Here is a 25,425-nt window from a genome sequence, read left to right as displayed (position 1 = left end):
CCCTCAATGGAGAATGAAACCAACATGACTTACGCGCCTGTAAAAGACGTACTTGGCGGCAAGCTAGCGGTAGACAGTGAAGTAACTGTTCGCGGCTGGATCCGTTCACGTCGTGATTCCAAAGCTGGAATCTCTTTCCTTGCCATTTATGACGGCTCTTGTTTCGACCCGATTCAGGCCGTGGTCCCTAATAATCTTAATAATTACGAAAACGAAGTACTAAAGCTGACTACAGGCTGCTCTGTTGAAGTAACTGGTAAGATTGTTGAGTCTCCTGCGAAAGGTCAAGACTTCGAACTTGCTGCAACTGACGTTAAAGTTGTAGGTTGGGTTGAAGACGCAGAAACTTACCCAATGGCGAAGACTCGTCACTCAATCGAATACCTACGCGAAGTAGCACACCTACGTCCACGTACTAACGTAATCGGTGCGGTTGCGCGTGTTCGTAACTGCCTATCTCAAGCAATCCACCGCTTCTACCACGAGCAGGGTTTCTTCTGGGTATCTGCTCCACTAATCACAGCTTCTGATGCAGAAGGTGCTGGTGAGATGTTCCGCGTTTCTACGCTAGACATGGAAAACCTACCTCGCACTGAGAAAGGCGATGTTGATTACAACGAAGATTTCTTCGGCAAAGAGACATTCCTAACGGTATCTGGTCAGCTAAACGCAGAAGCTTACGCTTGTGCACTAAGCAAGGTTTACACGTTCGGTCCTACGTTCCGTGCTGAAAACTCAAACACAAGCCGCCACCTAGCTGAGTTCTGGATGGTTGAGCCTGAAGTTGCATTCGCTGACCTAGAAGACGTTGCTAAGCTGTCTGAAGACATGCTTAAGTTCGTGTTCAAAGCAGTACTTGAAGAGTGCCGTGATGACCTTGAGTTCTTCGCTCAACGCATCGACAAAGAGGCAATCACTCGTCTAGAGCAGTTTGTTTCTTCTGACTTCGCACAAGTTGACTACACTGACGCAATCCAGATTCTTCTAGATTCAGGTCGTGAGTTCGAATTCCCAGTTGAATGGGGTATCGACATGTCTTCTGAGCACGAGCGTTACCTAGCTGAAGAGCACTTCAAAGCACCAGTAATCGTGAAGAACTACCCGAAAGACATCAAAGCATTCTACATGCGTGCTAACGATGACGGTAAGACGGTAGCAGCTATGGACGTACTAGCACCTGGTATCGGTGAAATCATCGGTGGTTCTCAGCGTGAAGAGCGTCTAGACATCCTAGACGAGCGTATGCGTGAAGTAGGTATCGACCCTGAACACATGAGCTGGTACCGCGACCTACGTAAATACGGTACAGTGCCACACGCTGGTTTCGGCCTAGGCTTCGAGCGTCTAGTATCTTACGTAACAGGCATGGGCAACGTACGTGACGTGATCCCATTCCCACGTACTCCTCGCTCTGCGAACTTCTAATTCCGCATTTAGCTAGAATTAAAAGAAAGAAAACAAAAACCTCCGCAATTGCGGAGGTTTTTTTATGGGGGATATATAGGAGTATAAAGATATTAACTTTGATCTTGCTTTTCCGCATAGCGAATCGCCAACGCGCAGATACCAAACAGAACAAAGGGAATAGCAGCTGTGGTGTATTCAGTCCATGCCATGTCAGCAAAGGCTTTAGCGAGCAGGACATGCCCGAAGATCAATAAAACGGCACAAAAAATCGCGACTAAGATGAGCTTAAGTTCATTACCGGCTGGGGATTTCAACATAACGGTTTCTCCAATATTTGGTCTACCGTTATTCAATCACAGATTATGTTGTTGAAAGGCGTACAGTTATGCGTGATTCGAGGCGTACAGTTTCTGAAAACGCAACCTTATGACCGCCTCGACAGTTGATGAGCCAACTTCCCTACCGTTTTCAATGCAGACTCTCGCTCAGGAGTAAATTCATGAGAAAAGTTGAGTCGAATCGCATGAGACACTTGCTGGCTATCACTAAACAGATCACCCGAAGCAATACTGATCCCCTGCTCCATCGCCAGTTTATACAGCTTATGGCTATCAAATGATTCTGGAAAACGAACCCAGATGAAGTACCCTCCTTGTGGCTCTTCCAATTCAATCGAGGTCGGGAAGTGTTCTCGTATCGCATCAATAAAGCCCTGTTTTCTTGCTTGTAGATGCTTACGTAGCTTGCGTAGGTGGTTGTCGTAGCTCTCGTGCGTCAAAAAGTGTGCGACCCCAAGTTGGACAGGTGCGCTACTCGATAAAGTAGACAGCAATTGCTGTTTTTGAATCTGATTGTGATAACGGGCATTAACCACCCAACCAACTCGATAACCGGGGCATAGACTCTTGGAGTAAGAACCACATAGCAATACCGAGTCGTCAGTATCATAAGCCTTGAGCGGTTTAGGCTTTTCCCCTTCGTAATAGAGATCCGCATAGACATCATCTTCAATGATCAATGTCTGATACTCACGAGCAATAGACGTAACCTCTTGCTTGCTCTGCTCTGATAGACAAGTACCCGTCGGGTTTTGGAAGGTAGTCATCAGCCAGCACGCTTTAACGTCATGGTCATTGAGCACCTGCCTAAATGCTTCAATATTCAGCCCCTGCTTTGGGCAAACCTCGACTTCAATCGCATTCAGGCCCAATCGTTCCACGGCCTGCAATGCTCCGTAGAAAGCTGGCGCTTCAATCACAACGGTATCACCGGGCTTAGTGACGGTTTGTAAACTTAGATTGAGCGCTTCCATTGCGCCAGAGGTGATCACGATATCTTGATGGCTTACAGCGATACCTTGTTGAAGATAACGCTGTGCAATCTGACGCCTTAGAGATTCACTCCCGGGTGGCAGGTTATTGATAACACTGGCGCCAGTCATCTTGCGACCTGCACTGGCGAGGTTTCTCGTCAACACAGGCAGCGGAAATAGGTCAGGGTCGGGAAAGGCAGAACCAAATGGCACCACGCCCTCTGCTGAGCTCGAGGTCAGGAAATCGAACAATCGATCATTGATGGCTCGCTTAGGCTCTGAAGCTTCAGGCAGAGTTACTAACGTCTCAATTTTCGGTGCAACAAAATAGCCGGACTGCGGCTTAGCGATGATCCAGCCCTCGCTCTCTAACAACTGGTAGGCTTGTAGAACAGTGCTATTGCTGACTTTATAGTTACGACAACTCATACGAACTGACGGGATCTTCTCGCCAGATCGCCAAGTATTATTGGCTATCTGAGTGCGAATGTCCTTTGCCAGCTCTTCGTAACGTGCCATAAACTCTAGTACCTAAAGAATCAATAAACCCAATACTCTAGCATTAACATGGGCTTAGATTATAGCTATCCCACTGATTAAACATCATTTATATAATTGTGTGAAAAACTTCACAGAACTACTGACGTGCTCTGCTAACTTTGATGCATAGCGATAAATCTAGATCGCTCTAAACTTATACAGATGTTCACAATAACAATGCGAGACCATAATGAAAAAGATAGAAGCAGAACACTTAGAGTACAAAGGTGAATCAAATGGTGTCCACAGTTGGACAACGCCGAGTGGTCAGCCTTATTACTGGCACCCAGATTGGCTGCACATCGCTGAAGATGCGACTGGCTCGCACCCAAAAGAGAAACTCGATCTTGTCGATGACCAACCTGCAACTGAAAAACATGCAGTATCGGCAATCCTAAAACACATCAACCAATGGGCTGCAGATAAGCTTGCTTCACACCCAGAAATTGAAGCGGGTTCAGTAGAAGCTGAGATCAACTTGAAGAAATAGAACCGCTCATTATACGTTCACTGGTGAAGCCAAATTTGCCAGTGAACCGTTCCTCTCCCCGTCTCACCTTTACTGGCTCACCTCACTTTAACCGACTTTCCAAAAGCAAACGTTTCATTTAACAAATCACTCAATATGTTCACTTAGCTCTATCAATTCTCGCCCCTCACCGATAGAATCGTCAAAATCCATACAAAATAATAATTATTAAGAAATGTTTTTTTGCCTGCCTCGTTCTAATAAAGAGTCATGGAAGCAGACTAGGATAATAACAAGGATTAATCGATGGATTCTTCGCACTACAATGCTAACCTAACCGCGAAACTCTACCTTCTTGCGGGCTTGCTGTTTGGAACCTACGGCAGCCGTGTCTGCCCAATGCTTGAAACACTCACAGCAATCGAAACCCTAACTCATGTAGGACTGGTTTTTGCAGCTCTACTCTTCATACGCCTTCAAATCGCAACGCGCTGGGCTACTTTTCAAAAAAGCGAGTACATCAAGCTCGATACCACGCTGTTTTTCGCTTTCAGTGTACCTCTCGCGACGTATTACAACCTGAGTTACGACTTCCCATTAGACAGCAACCTCAAGGTACTGTTTGGGCTTGCTTTGTTTGGCTTTTTCACGGGCAGTATTCTTGAATTAGATTCAAAGTTAAAACAGATGGATAGCTACCAAACTCAAGGCGCTAACAGCATTGAATTAAGTGGCGTTCGTCAGTCATTGGTTAAGCAATTGATTGGTTTAGTGTTGATTTTACTGACCTCGTTAACCTTAATGCTCAGCATGGTAGCAATAAAGGATGTGTTCTGGCTTGAGCACAATCCAGAACGCATCTTAGATGGCAGTGGCAAGATCAGTATCATGAAAGAGTTTGCTTACCTATCGCTTGTTTTGGGCGGTTACGCTGTAGTGATCATGACGATGTGGAGCAAGCTGATTAAGAAAATTCTATTGAGTCACGAATGCGCACTGGTTGAAGTCACCAGAGGGAATATTCAATCTCGCCTGCCTGTTTTCAACCATGATGAGCTTGGCTCTATGGCATCACTCACCAATGACATGCTCGACAGTCTTCAATCGGTTCAGCAAGAGGTAAAAACCACCCGCGACGTCGCAATTGTGAGCTTGTCTGCTTTAGCAGAATCTCGCGATAACGAAACAGGCGCGCATATTTTACGAACACAAGAGTATGTCAAAGCCTTAGCCGAACAGATGAGTTTGTCATCGAAACACGCGTCTCTACTCACACCAGAATACATAGAGCTACTGTACAAATCGGCCCCGTTGCACGATGTTGGAAAAGTCGGCGTGCCTGACAACGTGCTGCTAAAGCCAGGTAAACTGACCGATGAAGAGTTCGACATCATGAAAAAGCACCCAGAGATAGGTGCTGAGGCGCTGTCTATTGCCGAAGGTCAACTTGGTAGCAGCTCATTCCTAAGAGTTGCAAAAGAGATATCTCTAACCCACCATGAAAAATGGAATGGCAGCGGTTACCCCAACCAACTCGCGGGTGAAAACATCCCTCTGTCTGGCCGCTTGATGGCACTGGCTGATGTGTATGACGCATTAATCTCTAAACGTGTTTACAAGCCAGCGTTTAGCCACGATAAAGCAAAAAGCATCATTATTGAGGGCAAGGGGGAACATTTTGACCCCGATGTTGTGGAAGCCTTCTTAGCCGTAGAACAGAAATTTGTTGCAATAGCTGCAACTCATAAAGATGGAAAGCAGGATATCAATGAGTTAGAGCGAGAAAACTTCACTTTACAACCCGCTTAACGTCCCCACCAGACGCTTCGCTATTAAGACAAAACACACTAATTTCTTACACCCTATTGGTTTATCCGTAGGGTGTTTTATTAGATATATTCGTGCTTTACTCATAAATTCAAACGAAATAGATTTTTTTTCCTCTTTCTACCCAATTCGTATTGTCTTCAAAATTTCATACAGGTATAAATACCACTAGATACTATCCCCTCTCAATTGACATGGATGAAGATTATGTTTGAAAAAGTACTCGCTGCCCCAGCAGACCCTATTCTCGGCCTGACTGAAGAGTTTAAAAAAGACGCTCGCGCAGAAAAAATCAACCTTGGTGTTGGTATTTACAAAAATGAAGATGGCCAAACGCCAGTTTTAAAAACCGTAAAAAAAGCGGAAGCAGCTCTTCTAGAAAACGAGAAAACTAAATCTTACCTAACAATTGAAGGTACTGCTGAGTACGGCCTAGCGGTACAGAAACTACTATTCGGTGCTGACGCTGAGATCGTAACTTCTCAACGTGCTAAAACGGCACAAGCTCCAGGTGGTACTGGTGCTCTACGTGTTGCTGGTGAATTCATCAAGCGTCAACTTGGCGACGTGAAGATCTGGATCAGTAACCCAACGTGGGCTAACCACAACGGTGTTTTCTCTGCTGCTGGTATTGAAACGGCTCAATACAGCTACTACAACGCAGAGACTAAAGACAAAGATTTCGCAGGCATGGTTGCTGACCTAGAGAAAGCCTCTGAAGGCGATATCGTTCTACTGCACGGCTGCTGCCACAACCCAACAGGCATCGATCCAACAGCAGAAGAGTGGGAAGTGCTGGCTAAGCTGGTTGCTGAGAAGAAACTTCTTCCACTATTCGACTTCGCTTACCAAGGTTTTGCTAAAGGCGTTGAAGAAGATGCTGCTGGTCTTCGTACTTTCGCTAAGTACAACAAAGAGATCCTAGTCGCGAGCTCGTTCTCTAAGAACTTTGGCTTGTATAACGAGCGTGTTGGCGCATTTACTCTGGTTGCAGAATCTGCAGACGTTGCAAACACAGCCTTCTCTCAAGTTAAGAGCATCATCCGTTCTATCTACTCTAACCCACCAGCGCACGGCAGTGCTGTTGTAACTCACATCCTAGGCGATGCTGAACTGCGTGCAGAGTGGGAAGCTGAAGTAGCAGAAATGCGTGACCGTATCCAAGAGATGCGCGAACTGTTCGTATCGACGCTTAAAGAGCAAGGTGTTGACGCTGACTTCACGTTCATCGAACGTCAAAACGGCATGTTCTCTTTCTCTGGTCTATCTAAAGAGCAAGTAAACCGCCTAAAAGAAGAGTTTGCGATCTACATTGTTGGCTCTGGCCGTATCAGTGTTGCAGGTATGACTAAGTCAAACATGCTACCACTATGCAAAGGCATCGCAGCGGTACTATAAGTGACGTCGAATGTAGAAAAAGCCAGCTTTCTGCTGGCTTTTTTGTTATTGAATGATTGTGTTTTCTATCGTTTCGATACATCAACCGACATGAGACGTCGATTTGTTAGCGTTTTTAGCCCGCTAGTACTCCAATCTAAACTCTAAACCCAGTTCGTTGGTACGCTCCCCGGCACCATCACTTTCACCGTCTCGGTGCTGATATGCCCCTTCAATTGAGAACTTAGACGTCACCTTATAACGTAATCCTAGGTGGTAAATCTCTTCATCAAACAGGTCGCTTCGATTGGCTTGAATACTGCCATTGGCAACCCAACGTTTAGCAAAGCCGTAGTTCAGCTCAACCTTACCGCCATGAATAAATTCAGTATCCGATTCAAGGGTTTTATTATTTGAATTGAGCTCGATTTCCCCTTTCGTTACCCCTAACAAATAAGAAGCGACGACATCAAGATCTTGGCGGATATTAAAACGATAACCCGCGCCTCCCATGAGGGTATCAATACGCGTAGTACTCTCATCTGGGTGAATAAAACGTGCAGTATAATCACCAATCAGCAACCACTGGTCCGTCATTTCATAGCTTACATCCAAGCCAAACACGGAGGCGTTATTATTCCCCCCAGCATCTTCATTTAAGCTGCCCGAATAAACCGAGGCTGAAACGTAGTTATAATCGAGAATGGTTGATTCTCTATCTTCAGCCATAGCGCCTGCAGAGAAAGCAGTACATACAGAGATTAAGCCCAGCTTCCATATCGACATTTAACTCTTCCTTAACACTTTTTCTTTAAATCAAAGGTTAGTCTATCCATAAGACTTTAAAAAGGTTTTACCTCACAGAATGATTTGTCCCGGAAAAAAATTATCAAATGATGTACCATGAAATCATATTAACTTACGGATGATTATTATGGATGCTGAGTTATTAGAGATTCAAAATTTCCTCGCGCAATATCCCCCTTTTAGTGAATTACCGGAAGAGATGCTGACGAAAGTCACAAGCAGCGTGGAAATCTCCTATTACCGTCAAGATACGCCCATTATTCACTTTGGCGACCAAATCCACGATTTATACGTGGTACGCAGTGGCGAAGTAGAGGTTTATCGACGTAAAGGAGAACTCTATAACCGTTTAGATGAGGGTGACCTATTCGGTCAAATGGGTCTGCTAACCAATAACAAGGTGCGCTTCCCAGTCAAAGCCATCGAAGATACCCTGCTGTACTGCATCCCAGAATCCATCTTTCAAGAACTCTACGACGGTTACGACTCGTTCGCCGATTTTGTAGAGGTAGAAGATAACGCCCGCCTGCGCCAAGCCATTTCAAACAACAGCGACGCGAACGATCTCACGACATCAAAGGTAAAAACGCTACTGACTAGCGATGCACCGATGATCGAAAAAACGCGCACCATTCAACAAGCAGCGACCATGATGGCAGAAGATAATGTCTCTTCACTGCTGATTATCGACCCAGATATTGTTGAAGACGATGAAGATGATTCAACGCCCGTGATCGGCATCATCACCGACCGCGACTTGTGTACACGTGTGCTTGCAGCAGGACTTGATCCGTCGGATGAAGTCTCTAGCGTAATGACACCAGAGGTTATCTCTCTCGACCACAACGCTTACGTATACGAAGCCATGATGACCATGCTTCGCTACAACGTACACCACCTGCCAGTACTTAAAGATAAGAAGCCAATCGGTATTATCGAAGCGACTGACATTGTCCGCTACGAATCTCAAAACTCATTACTGTTGGTGAGCAGCATCTTCCAGCAACAGAGCATTGAAGATCTTAAAGTGCTCTCAGAACAGGTCAAAGACAGCTTTGTTCGTTTGGTCAACGAAGACGCCAACGCTCACATGGTGGGAACGGCAATGTCGGTAATTGGCCGAAGCTTCAAACAGCGTATCATTGAACTTGCAGAAGAGACATTAGGTCACGCGCCTATCCCTTACTGCTTCCTCGCTCTCGGCTCAATGGGCCGTGATGAGCAGTTACTGGTTACCGACCAAGACAACGCGATTATTCTCGACGACACATACAACGAAGCCAAGCATGGCGCTTACTTTGAGGCTTTCTCTAAGTTCATTTGTGATGGTTTAGATCAGTGTGGCTATAGCTACTGTACTGGCGACATCATGGCAACCAACCCAACTTGGCGTATGACGCGCACAGAGTGGGAAGAGTGCTTTGCTGACTGGATTGATAATCCAAACCCGAAAGCGCTACTTAATGCCTCGATCTTCTTCGACCTAGATGGTGTTTATGGACGATTGAAATGGGCTGAGCAGCTGAACAGCTTTATTGTTCGCCGTTCGCGTAAGAACAACCGTTTCTTGGCGTGTTTGGCACGTAATGCGCTCAACCGTACACCACCTCTTGGTTTCTTCAAAGATTTCGTGATGGAGAAAGATGGTCGTCATAATAACTCCATCAACCTTAAACGACGCGGTACGGCGCCACTGGCCGATTTGATTCGTGTCCACTCTCTCGCGGTTGCCTCACGCTCAAAGAACTCTTTTGAACGACTAGATGACATCATCGATGCGGGTATCCTACCGAAAGGGCGAGCTCAAGATCTGAAGGATGCGATGGAGTTTATCTCTATGGTTCGTATTCGCCACCAAGCACTGGACGTCGATAATAATATTGAACCAGACAACAATATCGAGCCTGAGAACCTATCGGACTTTGAGCGCCGCAATTTAAAAGATGCGTTCCAGATCCTAAGTAATGCTCAGAACTTCCTGAAGTTCCGTTACCAAGCCAACAACAATTTTAAGTAGAGACGATGAATAAAATATTTAAGTCACCTGCGGTAGATTGGCACTTTAAGTTCGCGCAAAAACTCGACCGCGTTAAAGATGAACGACTCAAGGAGTTCTACACTAAGCCTCTGCCCGACCCGGATACCCCACTCTCTGAGGTGACCTTTCTGGCGTTGGACTTTGAAACAACCGGATTGAATGCATCGAAAGATGGCATCATTACGATTGGCTTGGTGCCATTTACGCTCAACCGCATCTATCTTAAACAAGCGCGTCACTGGACACTAAGACCAAGCCAAAAGCTTGAGGAAGAGTCAGTGGTGATTCACGGGATCACTCACAACGACATCATTGATGCTCCAGACCTGAATGAAGTGCTGGATGAAGTGCTAAAAGCGATGGCTGGACATATCCCAGTGGTTCACTATCGCCGCATTGAGCGTAACTTCCTCGATAACGCGCTGCGTGTGCGCTTAGGTGAAGGGATAGAGTTCCCAGTGTTGGATACGTTAGAGATTGAGTCTCAAGTGCAGTACAAGCTCGCTGGCGGCTTATGGAACAAACTCAAAGGTAAAAAGCCGGGGTCAGTCAGACTTGGTCAAAGCCGACGTCGCTATCACCTTCCCGATTACACGCCGCACCACGCATTAACGGACGCGATAGCCACCGCTGAACTCCTTCAAGCGCAGATTGCCCATCACTACGATGCGAGCCGTCCCCTGAAAGAGTTCTGGCTGTAAATGGGATAAAGCGCCCCATCACAAAAACGATAAAAAAGGAGCGACTCAGCTCCTTTTTGTTTGCCCTTGAAAGCCTTAATCGCTTTGGGCCTCATAGAAGCGACGCTTTTCGTTATACATGTCTTGGTCTGCGACGCTGAACATGTCACTGAGTTCAGAACTGTCACTCTGGGCATGACCAATAGAAAAGAGTACAGGTATCTGCTGAGCATTGACCAAAATGTGCGCCTGTTTCTGGTCGGCATACAGTTGCGTCTTAAGCGCTTCAACGTTAGGCAGAGCACTTGGCGTTAAGGTCAACACGGCAAACTCATCCCCACCCAGTCGATACATATTGCTATGCCCGTCTAAACGCCCTTGTACAATATCAACACACGCTTGAATTAATCGGTCACCCGCTTGATGCCCATGAATATCATTGGTCGGTTTTAACCCGTTAACATCGATAATCAACAACGATAACACCCAACCTTTTTCCAGCACTTTTCGCTCGCTGTAATTAAGGTCATCATCGAACGCTTTGCGATTAAAACAACCTGTTGCGAGGTCAATTCGAGTCAGGTTCTCTAGCTCAATCCATGCGGCAAGCTGCTTCTGGTAGAGGTCGAAAATCAACTGCTCTTCATCATTCAGCATCGGCTCATCATTGCTGCGTTTAAAGTATCCAATCACCTTCCCTTTAGAATCGAGAAGGGATTGGTAACGGAATGCCTTATTCTCTCGTAACGAAGGCTTGGTAAACGAGAATTGAATGCTCTTAACCGAAAGCAGGGCCCCTAGTTGGGTTTCCACTAGATTAGGGATCAAACGGTACTCAACCCCTTGTCGCATCGAAGAAAACTCAACAATCCTCATGATACTGCGCTTTTGGTCTTCCTCACGCTGAAGTGAATTGGTCAACCTGCTCGTCTTCTCTTCGACTGTTTTTTCAAGTTGGATATTGAAATTTTCCAGCTGAGCGTTGTTCACTTTGATCTGTTGATACGCCGATTTCAGCTTGTCATTGCGAATGGTTAATTCATCTAACTGAAGTCCAATGCGTTGCCACATCTTATCGAGCAAAACACTGAAGGCAAAAAACTCAGAGAACCTATGCTGCTCAGGCTTATTGGTGGGTAACTGATCTTGAGAATAAGACTCCACAGCTCCTGACAGCAAATTCAGCTGACGTGAGAACCAGTGGTTCAATACCAAAGCGAACACAACGGCTATCCCAAACGTCGCAAACAAGATTCGCACGAACACCACTTGCGCCTGCTGCATCTCTTCTTGGCGAGCTTCATCAGAGACATTGTGCTTCACTTCAACCGATAACGGTTCTAAAAAAAGTGGGTTGCTGATGGTCACCAAATGCGCGTCTTTATCGACAGGGTTCAAGTCCGCAGTATGGGAATAGTGAAACTCGACAGATTCCTGCTCATAAAGAAATGGCTCAACCTTGGCTTGAAGTTGATCATAACCCACTAATACAACGAGATAGCCTTGAGGTGAGTATTTGGACCCTTCTACCAATCGATAAGGCAGTATTGGCGCAACAATCGCTATGCCTGAGTTGGACTCATCTGCAATCGATGGTTCAGCGAATTCACTATGGAACAGCTTTCCCTGAACATAGGTCGCCTTGGCTCGTTTAATCTGACTGAGCAGTTGACTGTTTTCAAAGTGATATAGACTGCCTTTGTTGTCGTAAATTGGGCGCCAGCTCTTATCCAAAATGTAAGTCGCGGAAACGCCTTCTGCGAGCTCATTGAAGCGCGCCATTTTTTCCCAAACCACGCTGGAGAAGAAGACATTATTCCCCGCTTTAAGCAGAGATCGATCTTGGGCATACCACTCTGTTAGGCGCAAAGTCAGATCGATTTGGCTCTGTACGGTTTGCGTAATGCCTTGGGTAGAATTCTCAAGCTTGACTAACTTCTGCTCCAACAAGCTTTCTGACTGCTTATTCAGAATTAACTGGCCTGCAAAATAAACCGGCATAATCGCACAACAGAACAGCACCAAACCCATGGTGTATTTGAGAGAGAGCCTCACTATTGTTTCCCTCCGACTTGCTTAGCGTAGCGCGCCACAAAATCATCATAGAAAGCTGGGATCTCATCCTTTGGCATCCCCAACTTATAACGCTCAAGAGCGCGTGCAGAGGCCTCCCAAACGATCGCCATATAGTAGTCACTCGACATCATCTGCGCAGCCTGAAACTGGCGATACATCTGAGTGAAATCTTTTTGATTGGATGTCATTCGCTTATGATTCACATCTTTAAACGGCGACATCATGGCGTCACTTCGTGCCAGATAGCTGAATCTGTTCGACTGCAAGTAGCTGACCATTTCACGCAGCACCATTTGCTTTTCAATGTCTTGCATCCCTTTCTCAGTGATCGCGAACACTTTTGCACCACTGAATGACGCCATCTTCTTACCTTTGTAAGTCGGCAGTGAGTTAATGGTTAGATTAGGTTCCGCTTCAACGAGTTGGTGATACGCCCAGTCGCCATCAATGAGATAGTCGATCTCACCTTCGATAAACATTTTGCGTGCACACTGGTTATCACAATCGCTCGCAATCACGCCTTGACTCTCTAGATGTTCTATAAAATCAAAAATGGCGACCACACTCTCACCGTCAATATTTCGAGACGATAGCGGTTGATTCGAAAATAGCTGATGGAACGACAAGTAGAAGTACATATTTGGATTAGGGAATGCGATCGTTTTACGCGACGACGCCTGTGCCTGAGCAATCAACAACTCCCATGTTACCGGTGTCCTGACTTGGTTACGTGAGTAAAGTGCTAATTGATTTCCAATCGCAACAGGCAACGCTTTGAGTTGTCCATTAATGTCGACCACTTCCAACGCTTTTGGCTCATAGCGGCTCTTATCCACCCAACTGTTTGGAATGGTTGAAATATCAATGTAGTCAGATAAGCCTAGGAAGTCTGAAGGCACCCAAATCGCATCTGGGAACGCGGCATCCCTTGGATCAGCGACCACTAACTCAGCTCGAATGCTATTGATATCAAAAGGTCGAACTTCAACCGTATGTTCGGTCAAGGCTTCTACATGCTCTTTTACGTTCTGAGCTGTTTCAAATTCTATGCCTGCCCATATCTCAATGGTTGCTGCCTGCGTCACTGTCGTAGAATGCGCCACCAAAAGGAGAAACGCTGCTAGCCCCGCTAATATTTTCAAACCTGCCTCATTGCCAAAACAAACGCTATTGGAGACCGCAAATTTGCGGCGATACGTTATATAGTATTTGTTCATTAAAAAGAAGAAAATTCACCATCAACACCCATTCAAACGGAGCTTTTATCTCCACGGCATTGAGTACCATTTACAATAACGCGTACGGTTATGATTGACGAGGAAATAGTTTCCGTGTCTTGACCTGGCTCATCTTATGTAGCTGTGTGGGCTTTATGTTGCATGCTCATCCAAAGGTAACGCACGAATAGCAGATACAAAAAAGGGTGCCACACCGTGACACCCTTTAGGAAAATCGTCTTTAGCGACTATACGTTTTGCAATTATGCGTTCTCTTTTTCAAACTCTTTCATGAAGTTCACGAGAGCTTGAACGCCTTCTAGCGTCATCGCGTTGTAGATAGATGCGCGCATACCACCCACAGCTCGGTGACCTTTTAGTGACTTAAGGCCCGCTTTGTCTGCAAGCTCTAGGAACTTGCCGTCTAGCTCAGGCTTAGCCAATTGGAAAGGTACATTCATACGAGAGCGGTTCGCTGGGTGAACTTGGTTACGGTAGAACTCTGACTCGTCGATCGCGTTGTAAAGCAAATCAGCTTTCTCTTTATTAACGCGCTCAACCACTTCTACGCCGCCTTCCGCTTTTAGCCACTTGAACACTAAACCAGACAAGTACCACGCAAATGTTGGCGGTGTATTGAACATAGAGTCTTTCTCAGCAAGCACCTTGTAGTTCAAGATGCTTGGTAGAACTGAATTTGCCAGTTCTAGAAGATCATCACGAACAATCACGATACAGATACCCGCAGGGCCAATGTTCTTCTGAGCGCCAGCGTAGATCACACCGTATTTTGATACGTCAATTTTACGAGAAAGAATGTTTGAAGACATGTCTGCAACGATTGGCTTATCTGTTACAGGCAGCTCGTTGATCTCAATACCATCAATGGTCTCGTTTGGACAGAAGTGAACATACGCCGCTTCTGGGTCAATCTTCCATTCGCTCGCAGGAACCACAGCAGCTTTACCATCAACGGTCGTTTTCGCATTAAATACATCGATTTCTGCGTACTTGCTTGCTTCAGTTACGGCGCTCTCTGCCCAGTAACCCGCATCAACATACGTTGCTTTGGTTTTATCACCTAACAGGTTCAGTGGAACCGCAGCAAATTGAGCGCGTGCGCCACCTTGGCAAAACAGAACTTTGTAGTTGTCAGGGATATTCAAAAGATCACGTAAGTCTTGCTCCGACTCATCCGCTACTTGAATAAATTCTTTGCTGCGATGGCTGATTTCCATCACGGATGTGCCTAAGCCATTCCAGTCGATAAAATCCGCTTGCGCTTGCTTCATTACTGGTTTTGGTAATGCTGCCGGACCTGCACTGAAATTAAAAACGTTATCTAAAGTGTTTTCCATGGGGGGTGATGCTCCTGCTCGATAATAACTAGGCTAGATTAAAAACTAAGGCTCGATAAAACGGTAGATCGATATAACTATGCAAGTAATACCACGTTTTACTCAACATAAAAAGCAACAAAAGAGGTCTACAGACCTCTTTTGTTATGTATCGGTTAAAAATCTTAGCTTTGGCTAGCTACTGGTCGTATTCACGATGATTGCACTTCAAATTACTGCATTAAAGCCGGCATTAACAGTGCAATTAGTGGAATTTCTTGCCCATTTTCAAAGACTAAATTTCCATTTTCTAGCGCAGCGTGAATTTCATAACCTGTATCCGTTTGTTTAATCATCTCCATCACCATCAATTCATCGATGCCTTCTTGAATAAATGGATACTCTTGGACTAGCTCATTAGAGAAGCTTGAACTGATATCACCTGTCAGAGCAGGAATGATTAGGCTCGGATCACTGCTGATGTTTTCAGTACCTTCTGGAACGCTCACTAACCACTTAGATTGGAACTCACCCTCACCAAGGTCGAGCGAGATGTTCTTCATTGAAAGGTCGAAACCTTTTGCGAACAGAGTATCGATGTAAGGAATGATCTGTTCGATGTCTTCCTGTGTTAGTACTGGATTCGATTGGTAGATCTCAAAGACTTTCTCAAACGACTGGCTATCTAACTTATCCATCTCAAAGTCAACGTTCAGGTTGTTCACTTCACCGTCACTGGTTTGAATCGATGCGATGTTTAACTTTAGGTTGCTGCGCAGACGCTTGGTCGCTTCATCAAGGTGTGATTCAAAATCGTATTGAGAGTTTTCGATAGAGACATAAGGCTGCATTGTTGCATCGGTCACCGCAAACGACTCAATCGTGAAGTTTTGCGTACCTAGCCAGTAACCTTTCGCTTGTTTGCCTTCACCAACACCTTGTAGGTTGGATAGGGTCATCTCTTCGCCAGATGGGAAATCAATCTGAATAGAAGGAATATCAAGCTTGTAATCGATCTGACCTAATACCGTCGCGTGACCAGACACCGTTGATTTCGTAATAGAGACCGATGTAGCGTTCTCCTCTGTACCTTGGTGGTTCAGCTGGCTTAACTCAAGGTTAAAGCTTGTATTGCCATTCAGCTCTGTGCTTGTTGTTAACGTCAGTGGTAGGTTTGGCTGGTCTTCTAGTGTCGACAGTGCATCAAGGCCAATCAGACCATGGCTAACGTCACTGTTCACAATGTACTCACTCGGTAAGCCATCAATTTCCAACTGCTCTTTTAAGCTCTCATCAACAACCGTAATGCGTGTTTTAACATTCGATGAGAAGTAACCGCGGTCATAGTCGACAATTTCAGCCTGAATGCTAGAACTGTTTAATGTTGCGATACCATCTGTAATCGCATTCTGTCCAATCTGACCAACGGCTAGCGGCCAACAGAGTGCTAATGAAATAGCGCCGCCGATGGCACCAATTTTTCTAAGCTGTTCCATGTGTTCTCTTTAATTACGATCGTTTGTATTACTCAGTCTAACCTAACAATAGCATTCAGGAAACATTGAGTTAAATCAGTCTATTGCCTGATACTTCAATCAGCTCGGCAAATTACTAACTAGCTCTCATCCTTTACTGACGCATATTGATATTCTAATGCTAGGGAAGTCATTGAGGGAAAAATGTGAATCAATACGCTGTGATTTGTTTAGATAATAATCCTGTTAGCATTGAGCGAATAAGGATCGAACTCGCCCCACTTTCGGCGGCGTTCGATATCTATACGGCTGAGGATCTCGACGAAGCGCATCAGGCTCTGCGAGACATTCACGACAACCATCAAACTGTCGCTCTAGTGATTACACACCACCATTCTCAATTCGATGGCGTGCAGTTTCTTATTGAGCTAGAGCAGTTACCCCATACTAATACTGCGCGCACTATTTTGGTTAGCGCATCGTCAGATATCCAAATTATTTTAACCGCAGTTAATGAAGGACGTCTGAATCACTGTTTGACGAAGCCCGTGCCTGATCAAGTGCTGTTCAAATCTGCACAGAAGGAGCTCACCTCTTTCATCATAAAGTACGCGTCCGATGACCTGCTTGCCTACAGCCAAGTGCTCGACCAGCAACGTATCCTTAGAGCTCACATAGAACAGAAGATTCGCTCGTTCCAATCGGGTTTTATTCATGACTTTCATCAGCTGTCAGATTCGGCTTTAGCAGAAAAAGTGATCACTGCACTGCAAGACTTTTTCTCTCAAAACGACAAAACCAAAGCGATACGCGTCTATTCTTCCGATCACTTGCTCACTAAAGAGGGCGAAGACAACCGCTTCTTATGGTTTATTACACAAGGTGAAGTGGCGCTTTATAAGAAAGACGAACTGGGGCAGCAACGCGAAGTGGTTCGGCATACCAAAGGGAATATCGTTGGCGGGATGTCCTTTGTGACGGGTGAGCCCTCTTTTTCAACCGCAATTACCCTAACCTCAACCCATGTTATCAAGTTAGACCGAGATGTATTCTCGCAAGTGATGCATTCAAACAGCACCCTGTTACCGCTATTCACCAATCTACTACTGCGCCACTTCAATCGCCGTCTGCAGCGCAGTATTACCACCAAGCTTCGCCTGCAAGAGACGCTGGAATCACTCGAATCTGCCCACCAGCAACTGATTGAGAAAGAGAAGATGGCAATGTTGGGTCAACTGGTGGCCGGTGTTGCTCATGAGCTCAATAATCCGATTGCCGCAATTCTTCGCAGCATTGAAACGCTTGCCGACAATCTCGATTCGATTTTGGTTAACTCCACCTTGCCTAACTCGACACTCGCCACACAGGTTCTCGACAAAGCGAAACAATCCAAGCCTCTGTCGACCGCACAAGAGCGAGATCTCGTTAAAGCCCTATCTTCAACAATCAGTGATCGAACTTTGGCTAAGAAAGCGGTCAAGCTTAACCTGACTGACCAACAGCAAGTGATAGAGACACTTCAACAGTCTCCGAATGCCGCTAAAGAGCTATTAAACGACTTAGAGCACTACCACTTGGTTGGCAACTCCATTCGCTCTATCCATGTTTGCAGTAAACGAATCGCCGACATGGTGAAAAGCCTCAAGGGGTACGCCAGACAAGATGACGAGGCCAAGCTGCAAGCCGATCTTCATGAAGGGCTAGAAGACACGTTAGTGATTTTTGAAAATCGACTCAAAGTCCACACCGTAGAAAAGCACTATGATACCGACTTACCGCGTCTGCTTTGTCAACCCCTAGCGTTGCAGCAAGTCTGGACTAATTTACTCTCTAACGCCTTAGATGCCCTACCCGAACGCGGCACGATTGAAATTACCACCTCGGTAAAAGAGCGCGATCAACAGGAACACTTGGTCGTCGAGATTAAGGACAATGGACATGGCATAGACAGCGCCCACTTGGAAACCATCTTCAGCCCCAATTTCACCACTAAGAAGGAAGGAAACTTCGGACTCGGAATTGGACTTTCTATCTCTCAACAAATCGTAACCGCCCATAGCGGGTTCATTACCGTTGAATCAGAGCCTAACTGTTATACCTCGATGCAGGTATGGCTACCTCTTGAACCACAAGGAGCTTCAAATGAATAAGTACCTAATACTATGTGTTGATGACGAGCCTGAAGTGCTCAACAGCGTCCTTCAAGACCTTGCACCATTCGAAGAGCACTTTGTGGTTGAGGGAGCAGAATCGGTCGATGAAGCGAAAGAGGTGATTCAAGAAATGCACCAAGACGGCATAAAATTGGCGCTTATACTCTGCGATCACATTATGCCCGAAAAAACCGGCATCGATTTTCTGATTGAGCTGAATAAGAATGCTCCGACTCAGCCAACGCGCAAACTTCTTTTAACCGGACAAGCTGGGTTAGAAGATACCGTTACGGCAATCAATAACGCCGCACTCGACTTCTATATCTCCAAACCGTGGCGCGGCAATGAGCTCAGAGACACCATTACACAACAACTTACCGACTATGTTATCCAGCAAGACGATAATTTGTTGCAATGGACCTCGATTCTCGACACCGAACGAATTCTTACAACTATGGCGAATAAACGAACCAGTTTTGGCGAGTAGATTACAATTCTGGCAATCAAAGTTGCACAATGGCACCCAATTTGCTTACTTTTTAGCTAAATGACAAATGAATGACATTTAAAAGGATTACTTTTCTACAAGTTAGACTAGAATGTCTCAAAATTATTGTTTGTGCCACTGGGTGCAGACACAGGGAATTAACATTAATATAGGTTTACTGTCGTTATGCGTAAAATTCTACTGACTACCGCTATGCTTATGGCATCTAGCCAAGCATTTGCTGCCGATGATCAACCACAAGTGATGAGCAACTTCAGCTACGATTACTTTGAAGCTCGTATCGGCGCAAGCCCAGTTACTTTCGGTGGCGCGTTCAGTAAGTCAATTCACCCAAATGCTCACGCTGTAGCACGTATCGACTCTGAATTTGAGGGCGACTTCGATTCTGCTGTTGGTCTTGGTTTCCACTCTCCAATCAACAATTGGGCTGACCTTACTGGTGAAATGCTGATGCGTATCGTACAGCCAGAAGACTCTAGCTCAACGGATCTTGGTATGGAACTAAACCTTGGTGTTCGCCAATGGCTAGGTCCACAGCTTGAGGTTGGTGGTAAAGCGGGTTACGTATCTATCGATGACAACGACGATTGGATCGGTTCTGTATACGCGCGTTTCCACTCTACAGAGCTATTCTCTCTAGGTGCTGAAGCTCGTATCAACGACTTCTACGGTGATCAAATCATGTTCACTACTCGCTTTAAGTTCTAATAAAGTTGAACGAAAAGTCGAAAAGTGGCTTGTTAAGCGATTGAATAGATAAACAAAAACCGAGGATTATGTCCTCGGTTTTTATTTGTTTTGAATAATTTTGAGCATATATGTGGATTCTAGTGGCAGCTCTTCAATAGCTGTTGTTTACGAGGTTCTTGAAGCAGTTTCCAGTGAATACCATCAATTGCGCCAGCAAATTTCCAAAGTAGCTTTAGGTCTACATCGTTGCCGTAAGTTTTACGAACCTTACTGAAGACTTCAGATGCGCCTAACTGCATAAACATAGAAACATCCTCGACACCCGCTTTCTTAACCATGCGCTCTAACGTCAATTGCATGTTAGGCAGGTCACGTAGACGGCGACTCGCTGTCGATTTCTTGAAACTACGTTGTTGAACTGAATTATCGATAGAAGTACGAATAATGCTATCCAGCTCAGGGTGCTCACACGTAAACAGATCGGTAATATCGTAGTAATTTACAGTGGCTGTTGTCTGCTTTTTGACGTGGCGATATTTCTCGCAATCTAGATCCGTCAATTTTTCATCGAGTGACGAACCGCCGCGAATAAATAAGCAGCCTTCGCTAATCAATGCAAACATCGCGTCGCTCTGAAAGAGGCCAGTACCTCCGAACATTGAACGCTTTTGGTGCTCACCAAACTTACTTACGTAATTAATAAATGCTGTCTCGGTCATATCCATTGATCCTTAATCAAATTACCCCGATTAGTACGATCACCAGATAAGCAGCTTTTTTGTATGCGAAAATAAAATGTTCTAAATATAGGTAACTATTATGAATTGCTTGTCACCTTTGAAATAAATCATACTTCGAAAAGAAAATTAAGTCTGGACTTAGGTCACAGCAATTAATTGAGTATCGAGGGATTTCATGATTGATATCACATTACGCCATTATTCGTCGCTTTCATTTTGACGCCTAATGTTATCCCGGTTCAAATTTAGCTGTTATAGACTGAAACCGATTTTTACTTATGTCCTATTGCGCGGCAGCATTCCGGCTTGTAAACTGCAGTTGTCTTATTATTTATTCCCTTTATATGAATCATTTATCCTTCTATTGGCTTCCTGAGAACAAAGCACTTCTACTCAAAGGACTTGAGACTGAGTTCGCCCAACTGGTTAGCAGCTCTATTGCCTCTGGCAGAATCAACTTACCTCCTATCCCAGATGTGGTTTTAAAAATTCAGAAACTTTGTACGCTTGAATCTACCGGAATCGCCGATGTAGCAAAATGCTTGCTAGAGGATCCCGGCCTTACCGCCATTGTGATTCGTGTTGCTAACTCAGTCGTATTTAATCGCCGCAACATTACCTGCGTCGATATCATGACCGCTGTATCGCGCCTCGGTATTCTTCGAGTCCGAGATATTGTGACCGCTCAAGCCATTGAGCAATTGAAGCACAGCGTTAATCTCAGCCATGATTGCAATCAGCTGTTAAGACAAAGTGCGTCGATTTCGAAAGAGCTCGGTGCCACTATGGTTTTGGTGACTAACCAATTCAAAGAGTTTGAACCAAAAGAATACAGCTACCTAGAGCAAGAGAAAGCGCTCTTGGTCGGCCTACTGGCGGATATCGGTCTTTTCTGCCTAGTCAGCGAATATCACAACTATTTGGAACGAGGCAATTATCTCGACCAAGATATCGCATTGCAGATCTTCCAAACTCAGTGTTCTGCCACCAGCCAACTGGTATTAAAGCAGTGGGGATTTGACCGTGATTTTATTGATGTCTCTTCTAATAAGTCCTCTATAAACAGTGAGAAAGACGTTTCTTACCTCGATATCGCACGAATTGCTAATCATCTCTTGATGTTTAGAAACAATGATGAAAACATCGACTCTCACGAAGTCGAACTCAACGTCACCGGAGCTGAAGTTCTCTATCAACTCAGCAACTTAAATGACAACGAGTTCCACGTACAGCTTAACGACGTTATCAGTGCGAGCGGTTTATAAGGCGATAAACCGCTAAAAGCAGCATCGAGGGAATCATGTTTACAGGGATGATCTTCATTTTTGCCCCGCTTGTGGTGGGGTACCTATTTTCTATTTCTAGTGAAAAGGCACTAGAGATGATCAATCGTGCCACTTCTTATCTGATATACGTCATCTTAGGATTGATGGGATTGAGCCTCGCCGCGCTCGATAACCTTGGTAGCAATTTACAGACGATTTTGCTCTACACAGCAACCTTCTTCGTCTGCCTGAGTGCCTGTAATTTATTGGCACTGCCGCTCATTGATAAAGCCCTGCCGCTACAAACCGACAGCAGCCAAAAGAAACTGCCGCTTTCATCAATGGCTCTAGAGTCGGCAAAACTCATTCTAGTCGTCGGGTCTGGCCTTATTGCGGGTCTATTACTCCCAATTGGTTTGGGCTGGGTCGATACTGCAAGCGAATGGATTTTATTCGCTCTCCTCTTCTTCATCGGTATTCAACTGCGTAATAGCGGACTCACACTGCGTCAGATCCTGCTTAACAAGCACGGTATGGTGATCGCAGCGACCATCATTGTGACCTCTATGCTCGGTGGCGTGATTGCTGCGTACCTATTGGATATTCCTCTTTTCCGTGCACTAGCGATGTCTTCGGGCTTTGGGTGGTACTCTCTGGCGGGCATCTTAATGGGCGATGCGTTTGGACCTGTTTATGGTGGCGCTTCCTTCATGTTAGAACTGCTGCGTGAACTGGTAGCTCTAGTCGTGATTCCAATGCTGATTCGCAGCTACCCATGTACCTCGATTGGCTATGCTGGTGCCACCGCGATGGACTTCACTCTGCCCGTTATTCAGACCACAGGTGGCGTTCGCTGTGTGCCGATTGCGATTGTCAGTGGCTTCATTTTGAGCCTACTGGTACCAGTATTGATGCTATTCTTTGTATCTCTTGCTAACTAGATCGCAGGAATGGCAGATGAATTCTATTAGAATGCGTTCGTGTCTCTTTACTGGAAATACCGAAATTACCCAAGATACTGAAACAGTTACCGAAATAAAAAGGCACTAAGTGTCGTTGCTCAACAAATACCAACCACGGTAATCTGTGAAAACGTAGTCCTAAATAAAAACAGTTCTAAAAAGAATAAACCCAAAAAGGAACCGCTATGAAACGCCTTTGTGTCGCACTACTGCTAGCATCAACTTCTACCTTCTCTTTTGCAGCAGAGAGCTTAACTGGAAATCAACAATGTCTTGCTGAAAAATACGATGCGTATATCGATGCGTCTCTGAATTGGTATGCCGATCTTGCTGACCTAACCTCAGAACAATACCCAGAGCTTGAAGAAGTGAGCCAGTGGTTCCTTGAAGGCCGTAAGCACCACTTTGAACTCAACCGTGCTGCTGTTCGTTATTACCTAGTGAACGACTCAAGCAAAGTAGCGACTGAACAGTCTATCGAAGGTTGGTTGAAGCTAGAGCAACATGACATCAAAGAGTTGTCACAGCGTGATGACGAGCTGGGTAAGATTGCTAAGACAACATTCGACGATCGCCAGTCTAAACCTCACGCTCAAAACTATGAGCTACGTTCTGCGTTCGCGGAGCTTCTAAGCCATCCTAAACAGATTGATACAGCCCTTCAGCGCTACAACCAATCTATCGCTAAAGTTGAAAGCACTCAGTGTAAATAGCGACATATTCGCTACTTTTAAATAAAAGTAACGTTTATGGGAAGTGGGATTTCATAATTAAGACGGGACTTTGTTCCCGTTTTCGTTTAGATTGTCCCGCTCGCGTCAATATTAGAAAAATAACTCGCTTGCTATGGTTACGGAACAAAAAACAGCAGATGTGAGCTTTGATAGCCTGCTTCGTATCTTTACGGTACCAGAAGGCCCAGATTCAACGCTGACACAAATCGAAGACAAACTTTCACAAAACCTGAATCAATTCTTACGAGAGCACATCGTGGCGGAAGAGAAGCCACTGCGTGAGATTGAGAAGGACTTTTCCAATGCTCAAATCCCTGAGCAACCGGAGTTTGTTTCTGAACATACCGAGCATCTACTCGATTCACTGGTTTCTCACTCAGTTCACACCTCGTCTCCAAGCTTTATTGGTCACATGACGTCGGCTCTGCCGTACTTCTTGATGCCGCTGTCAAAGATCATGATTGCGCTTAACCAAAACCTTGTGAAGATTGAGACATCGAAAGCGTTTACGCCGCTTGAACGTCAAGTGTTGGGTATGCTGCACCGTTTGATCTATCAAGACAACGATGAGTTCTACTCACGCTGGATGCACAGCGCCAACCACTCTCTTGGTGCGTTCTGCTCTGGTGGCACCATTGCCAACATTACTGCTCTTTGGGTTGCGCGTAACAATGCGCTGAAAGCTCAAGGCGAGTTCAAGGGTGTGGAGAAAGAAGGCCTGTTTAAGGCGATGAAGCATTACGGCTATGAAGGCCTAGCGATTCTGGTTTCTGAACGTGGTCACTACTCACTTAAAAAAGCCGCTGACGTACTAGGTATCGGCCAAGAAGGTTTAGTATCAGTAAAAACTGATAACGACAACCGAATCTGTACTGAAGACCTGCAGCGCACCATTACCGAGCTAAAGAGCAAAAACATCAAGCCATTTGCGGTCATTGGTGTGGCTGGTACCACTGAGACAGGTAATATTGACCCGCTTAAAGCGGTGGCCGAGATCTGTGCTGAAGAAGATTGTCACTTCCATGTGGATGCAGCTTGGGGTGGTGCAACGCTAATGTCGAACAATCACCGTCACCTGCTTGATGGTATTGAGTTAGCAGACTCAGTGACGATTGATGCCCACAAACAGCTCTACATCCCTATGGGTGCGGGTATGGTGTTGTTCAAAAAGCCTGACGCGATGACGGCTATTGAGCATCACGCACAGTATATCCTTCGTAAAGGGTCAAAAGATCTAGGTAGTCACACGCTAGAGGGCTCTCGCTCAGGCATGGCGATGTTGGTTTACGCAGCAATGCACATCATCAGTCGTCCGGGTTATGAGCTGCTTATCGATCAGAGCATCAACAAAGCGCGCTATTTCGCCGACCTTATCAAGCAACAAAGTGACTTTGAGCTCGTTTCTGAACCTGAATTGTGCCTTCTGACTTACCGTTATGTGCCTGAAAGCGTTAAACTAGCGCTTGAAAAAGCAAACGACGCTGACCGCACCGAGCTTAATGAACTTTTAAATGAACTAACGAAGTTTATTCAGAAGAAGCAACGTGAAACCGGCAAATCGTTTGTATCTCGTACGCGCCTTAACCCAGAGGCTTGGTCGCACCAACACATCATTGTGTTCCGTGTGGTACTGGCTAACCCGCTCACTGGTAACGATATCCTAACCTCAGTGTTAGAAGAGCAGCGTGAAATCGCAAAACTTGCTCCGAACTTAATGGGCAAGATCACCGCTCTGGTTAGTAAGATTCATTCTTAAGAATTCAAATTTAGTTGCACCAGATTGAAAATTTCTTTCTTTTTGGTGTAACTAA

General features: G+C 45.4%; 21 protein-coding genes. 13 read left to right on the top strand and 8 right to left on the bottom strand.

Annotated features, from left to right (window positions below; translation table 11 throughout):
• The first annotated feature begins 24 nt into the window (after window positions 1-24).
• A complete protein-coding gene (gene asnS / locus KI655_RS16870) occupies window positions 25-1,425 on the top strand; it encodes an asparagine--tRNA ligase (RefSeq protein WP_150868825.1) in 1,401 nt (466 codons plus the stop codon).
• A 92-nt stretch (window positions 1,426-1,517) separates the two neighbouring features.
• On the opposite strand, the gene KI655_RS16865 is transcribed toward asnS, so the two are convergent.
• Window positions 1,518-1,724: a hypothetical protein gene (locus tag KI655_RS16865; RefSeq protein ID WP_285407317.1), complete on the bottom strand. Its 207-nt coding sequence runs from the start codon at window positions 1,722-1,724 to the stop codon at window positions 1,518-1,520.
• A 107-nt stretch (window positions 1,725-1,831) separates the two neighbouring features.
• Window positions 1,832-3,238, bottom strand: a complete 1,407-nt coding sequence (locus tag KI655_RS16860; RefSeq protein ID WP_285407315.1) for a PLP-dependent aminotransferase family protein — start codon at window positions 3,236-3,238, stop codon at window positions 1,832-1,834.
• 211 nt (window positions 3,239-3,449) lie between these two features.
• Between KI655_RS16860 and KI655_RS16855 the strand changes: the two genes are divergently transcribed.
• The 3 genes from KI655_RS16855 to KI655_RS16845 all read left to right on the top strand — a co-directional run bounded on the left by KI655_RS16855 (window position 3,450) and on the right by KI655_RS16845 (window position 6,953).
• Window positions 3,450-3,749 carry a hypothetical protein gene (locus KI655_RS16855; protein ID WP_285407313.1) on the top strand — a complete coding sequence of 100 codons (300 nt, stop codon included), beginning with the start codon at window positions 3,450-3,452 and terminating at the stop codon, window positions 3,747-3,749.
• 285 nt (window positions 3,750-4,034) lie between these two features.
• Window positions 4,035-5,537, top strand: a complete 1,503-nt coding sequence (locus KI655_RS16850; RefSeq protein WP_285407312.1) for an HD domain-containing phosphohydrolase — start codon at window positions 4,035-4,037, stop codon at window positions 5,535-5,537.
• A gap of 225 nt (window positions 5,538-5,762) precedes the next feature.
• Complete coding sequence (locus tag KI655_RS16845; protein ID WP_285407310.1) at window positions 5,763-6,953, top strand: amino acid aminotransferase; 1,191 nt, start codon at window positions 5,763-5,765, stop codon at window positions 6,951-6,953.
• A 123-nt stretch (window positions 6,954-7,076) separates the two neighbouring features.
• Here the strand turns inward: KI655_RS16845 and KI655_RS16840 are convergent, their stop codons facing one another.
• Window positions 7,077-7,718, bottom strand: coding sequence for an outer membrane beta-barrel protein (locus tag KI655_RS16840; RefSeq protein ID WP_285407308.1), 642 nt, complete (start codon window positions 7,716-7,718; stop codon window positions 7,077-7,079).
• Window positions 7,719-7,866: 148 nt separating this feature from the next.
• On the opposite strand from KI655_RS16840, the gene KI655_RS16835 reads away from it, so the two are divergent.
• Together KI655_RS16835 and KI655_RS16830 are read left to right on the top strand one after the other, a co-directional pair.
• Window positions 7,867-9,756, top strand: a complete 1,890-nt coding sequence (locus KI655_RS16835) for a DUF294 nucleotidyltransferase-like domain-containing protein (RefSeq protein WP_285407307.1) — start codon at window positions 7,867-7,869, stop codon at window positions 9,754-9,756.
• A 5-nt stretch (window positions 9,757-9,761) separates the two neighbouring features.
• Window positions 9,762-10,478: a 3'-5' exonuclease gene (locus tag KI655_RS16830; RefSeq protein ID WP_285407306.1), complete on the top strand. Its 717-nt coding sequence runs from the start codon at window positions 9,762-9,764 to the stop codon at window positions 10,476-10,478.
• A gap of 75 nt (window positions 10,479-10,553) precedes the next feature.
• Here the strand turns inward: KI655_RS16830 and KI655_RS16825 are convergent, their stop codons facing one another.
• The 4 genes from KI655_RS16825 to KI655_RS16810 all read right to left on the bottom strand — a co-directional run bounded on the left by KI655_RS16825 (window position 10,554) and on the right by KI655_RS16810 (window position 16,583).
• A complete protein-coding gene (locus KI655_RS16825) occupies window positions 10,554-12,488 on the bottom strand; it encodes a GGDEF domain-containing protein (protein WP_285407367.1) in 1,935 nt (644 codons plus the stop codon).
• A gap of 23 nt (window positions 12,489-12,511) precedes the next feature.
• Window positions 12,512-13,675, bottom strand: coding sequence for an extracellular solute-binding protein (locus KI655_RS16820; RefSeq protein ID WP_285407305.1), 1,164 nt, complete (start codon window positions 13,673-13,675; stop codon window positions 12,512-12,514).
• Between the two features lie 338 nt (window positions 13,676-14,013).
• Window positions 14,014-15,108 (bottom strand): 3-phosphoserine/phosphohydroxythreonine transaminase, encoded by a 1,095-nt coding sequence (gene serC / locus KI655_RS16815; protein ID WP_285407303.1) that lies wholly within the window; start codon window positions 15,106-15,108, stop codon window positions 14,014-14,016.
• A gap of 212 nt (window positions 15,109-15,320) precedes the next feature.
• Window positions 15,321-16,583, bottom strand: coding sequence for a DUF945 family protein (locus KI655_RS16810; RefSeq protein WP_285407301.1), 1,263 nt, complete (start codon window positions 16,581-16,583; stop codon window positions 15,321-15,323).
• A gap of 185 nt (window positions 16,584-16,768) precedes the next feature.
• Between KI655_RS16810 and KI655_RS16805 the strand changes: the two genes are divergently transcribed.
• The 3 genes from KI655_RS16805 (at window position 16,769) to KI655_RS16795 (ending at window position 19,931) form a co-directional block, all read left to right on the top strand.
• A complete protein-coding gene (locus KI655_RS16805) occupies window positions 16,769-18,712 on the top strand; it encodes an ATP-binding protein (protein ID WP_285407299.1) in 1,944 nt (647 codons plus the stop codon).
• Window positions 18,705-19,202: a response regulator gene (locus tag KI655_RS16800; RefSeq protein ID WP_285407298.1), complete on the top strand. Its 498-nt coding sequence runs from the start codon at window positions 18,705-18,707 to the stop codon at window positions 19,200-19,202. Before KI655_RS16805 ends, KI655_RS16800 begins: the two co-directional genes overlap by 8 nt.
• Before the next feature lie 186 nt (window positions 19,203-19,388).
• Window positions 19,389-19,931, top strand: a complete 543-nt coding sequence (locus tag KI655_RS16795; RefSeq protein WP_285407297.1) for a hypothetical protein — start codon at window positions 19,389-19,391, stop codon at window positions 19,929-19,931.
• A 119-nt stretch (window positions 19,932-20,050) separates the two neighbouring features.
• Here the strand turns inward: KI655_RS16795 and KI655_RS16790 are convergent, their stop codons facing one another.
• Window positions 20,051-20,632, bottom strand: coding sequence for a TfoX/Sxy family DNA transformation protein (locus tag KI655_RS16790; protein WP_285407296.1), 582 nt, complete (start codon window positions 20,630-20,632; stop codon window positions 20,051-20,053).
• Between the two features lie 365 nt (window positions 20,633-20,997).
• Here KI655_RS16790 and KI655_RS16785 point away from each other — a divergent pair, with 365 nt between their 5' ends.
• From KI655_RS16785 to panP, 4 genes are all read left to right on the top strand, one after another.
• Window positions 20,998-21,918 (top strand): HDOD domain-containing protein, encoded by a 921-nt coding sequence (locus tag KI655_RS16785; protein ID WP_285407294.1) that lies wholly within the window; start codon window positions 20,998-21,000, stop codon window positions 21,916-21,918.
• A gap of 35 nt (window positions 21,919-21,953) precedes the next feature.
• Window positions 21,954-22,859, top strand: a complete 906-nt coding sequence (locus tag KI655_RS16780; protein WP_285407292.1) for a lysine exporter LysO family protein — start codon at window positions 21,954-21,956, stop codon at window positions 22,857-22,859.
• A 206-nt stretch (window positions 22,860-23,065) separates the two neighbouring features.
• Window positions 23,066-23,593 (top strand): hypothetical protein, encoded by a 528-nt coding sequence (locus KI655_RS16775; protein WP_285407291.1) that lies wholly within the window; start codon window positions 23,066-23,068, stop codon window positions 23,591-23,593.
• A gap of 133 nt (window positions 23,594-23,726) precedes the next feature.
• Entirely contained in the window at window positions 23,727-25,370 is a 1,644-nt protein-coding gene (gene panP, locus KI655_RS16770) for a pyridoxal-dependent aspartate 1-decarboxylase PanP (protein WP_285407290.1), read from the top strand.
• The last annotated feature ends 55 nt before the right edge of the window (window positions 25,371-25,425 follow it).

The sequence above is a fragment of the Vibrio sp. D404a genome, from assembly GCF_030248535.1.
Lineage (GTDB): Bacteria > Pseudomonadota > Gammaproteobacteria > Enterobacterales > Vibrionaceae > Vibrio.
This window is presented reverse-complemented; position numbering and strand designations above follow the sequence as displayed.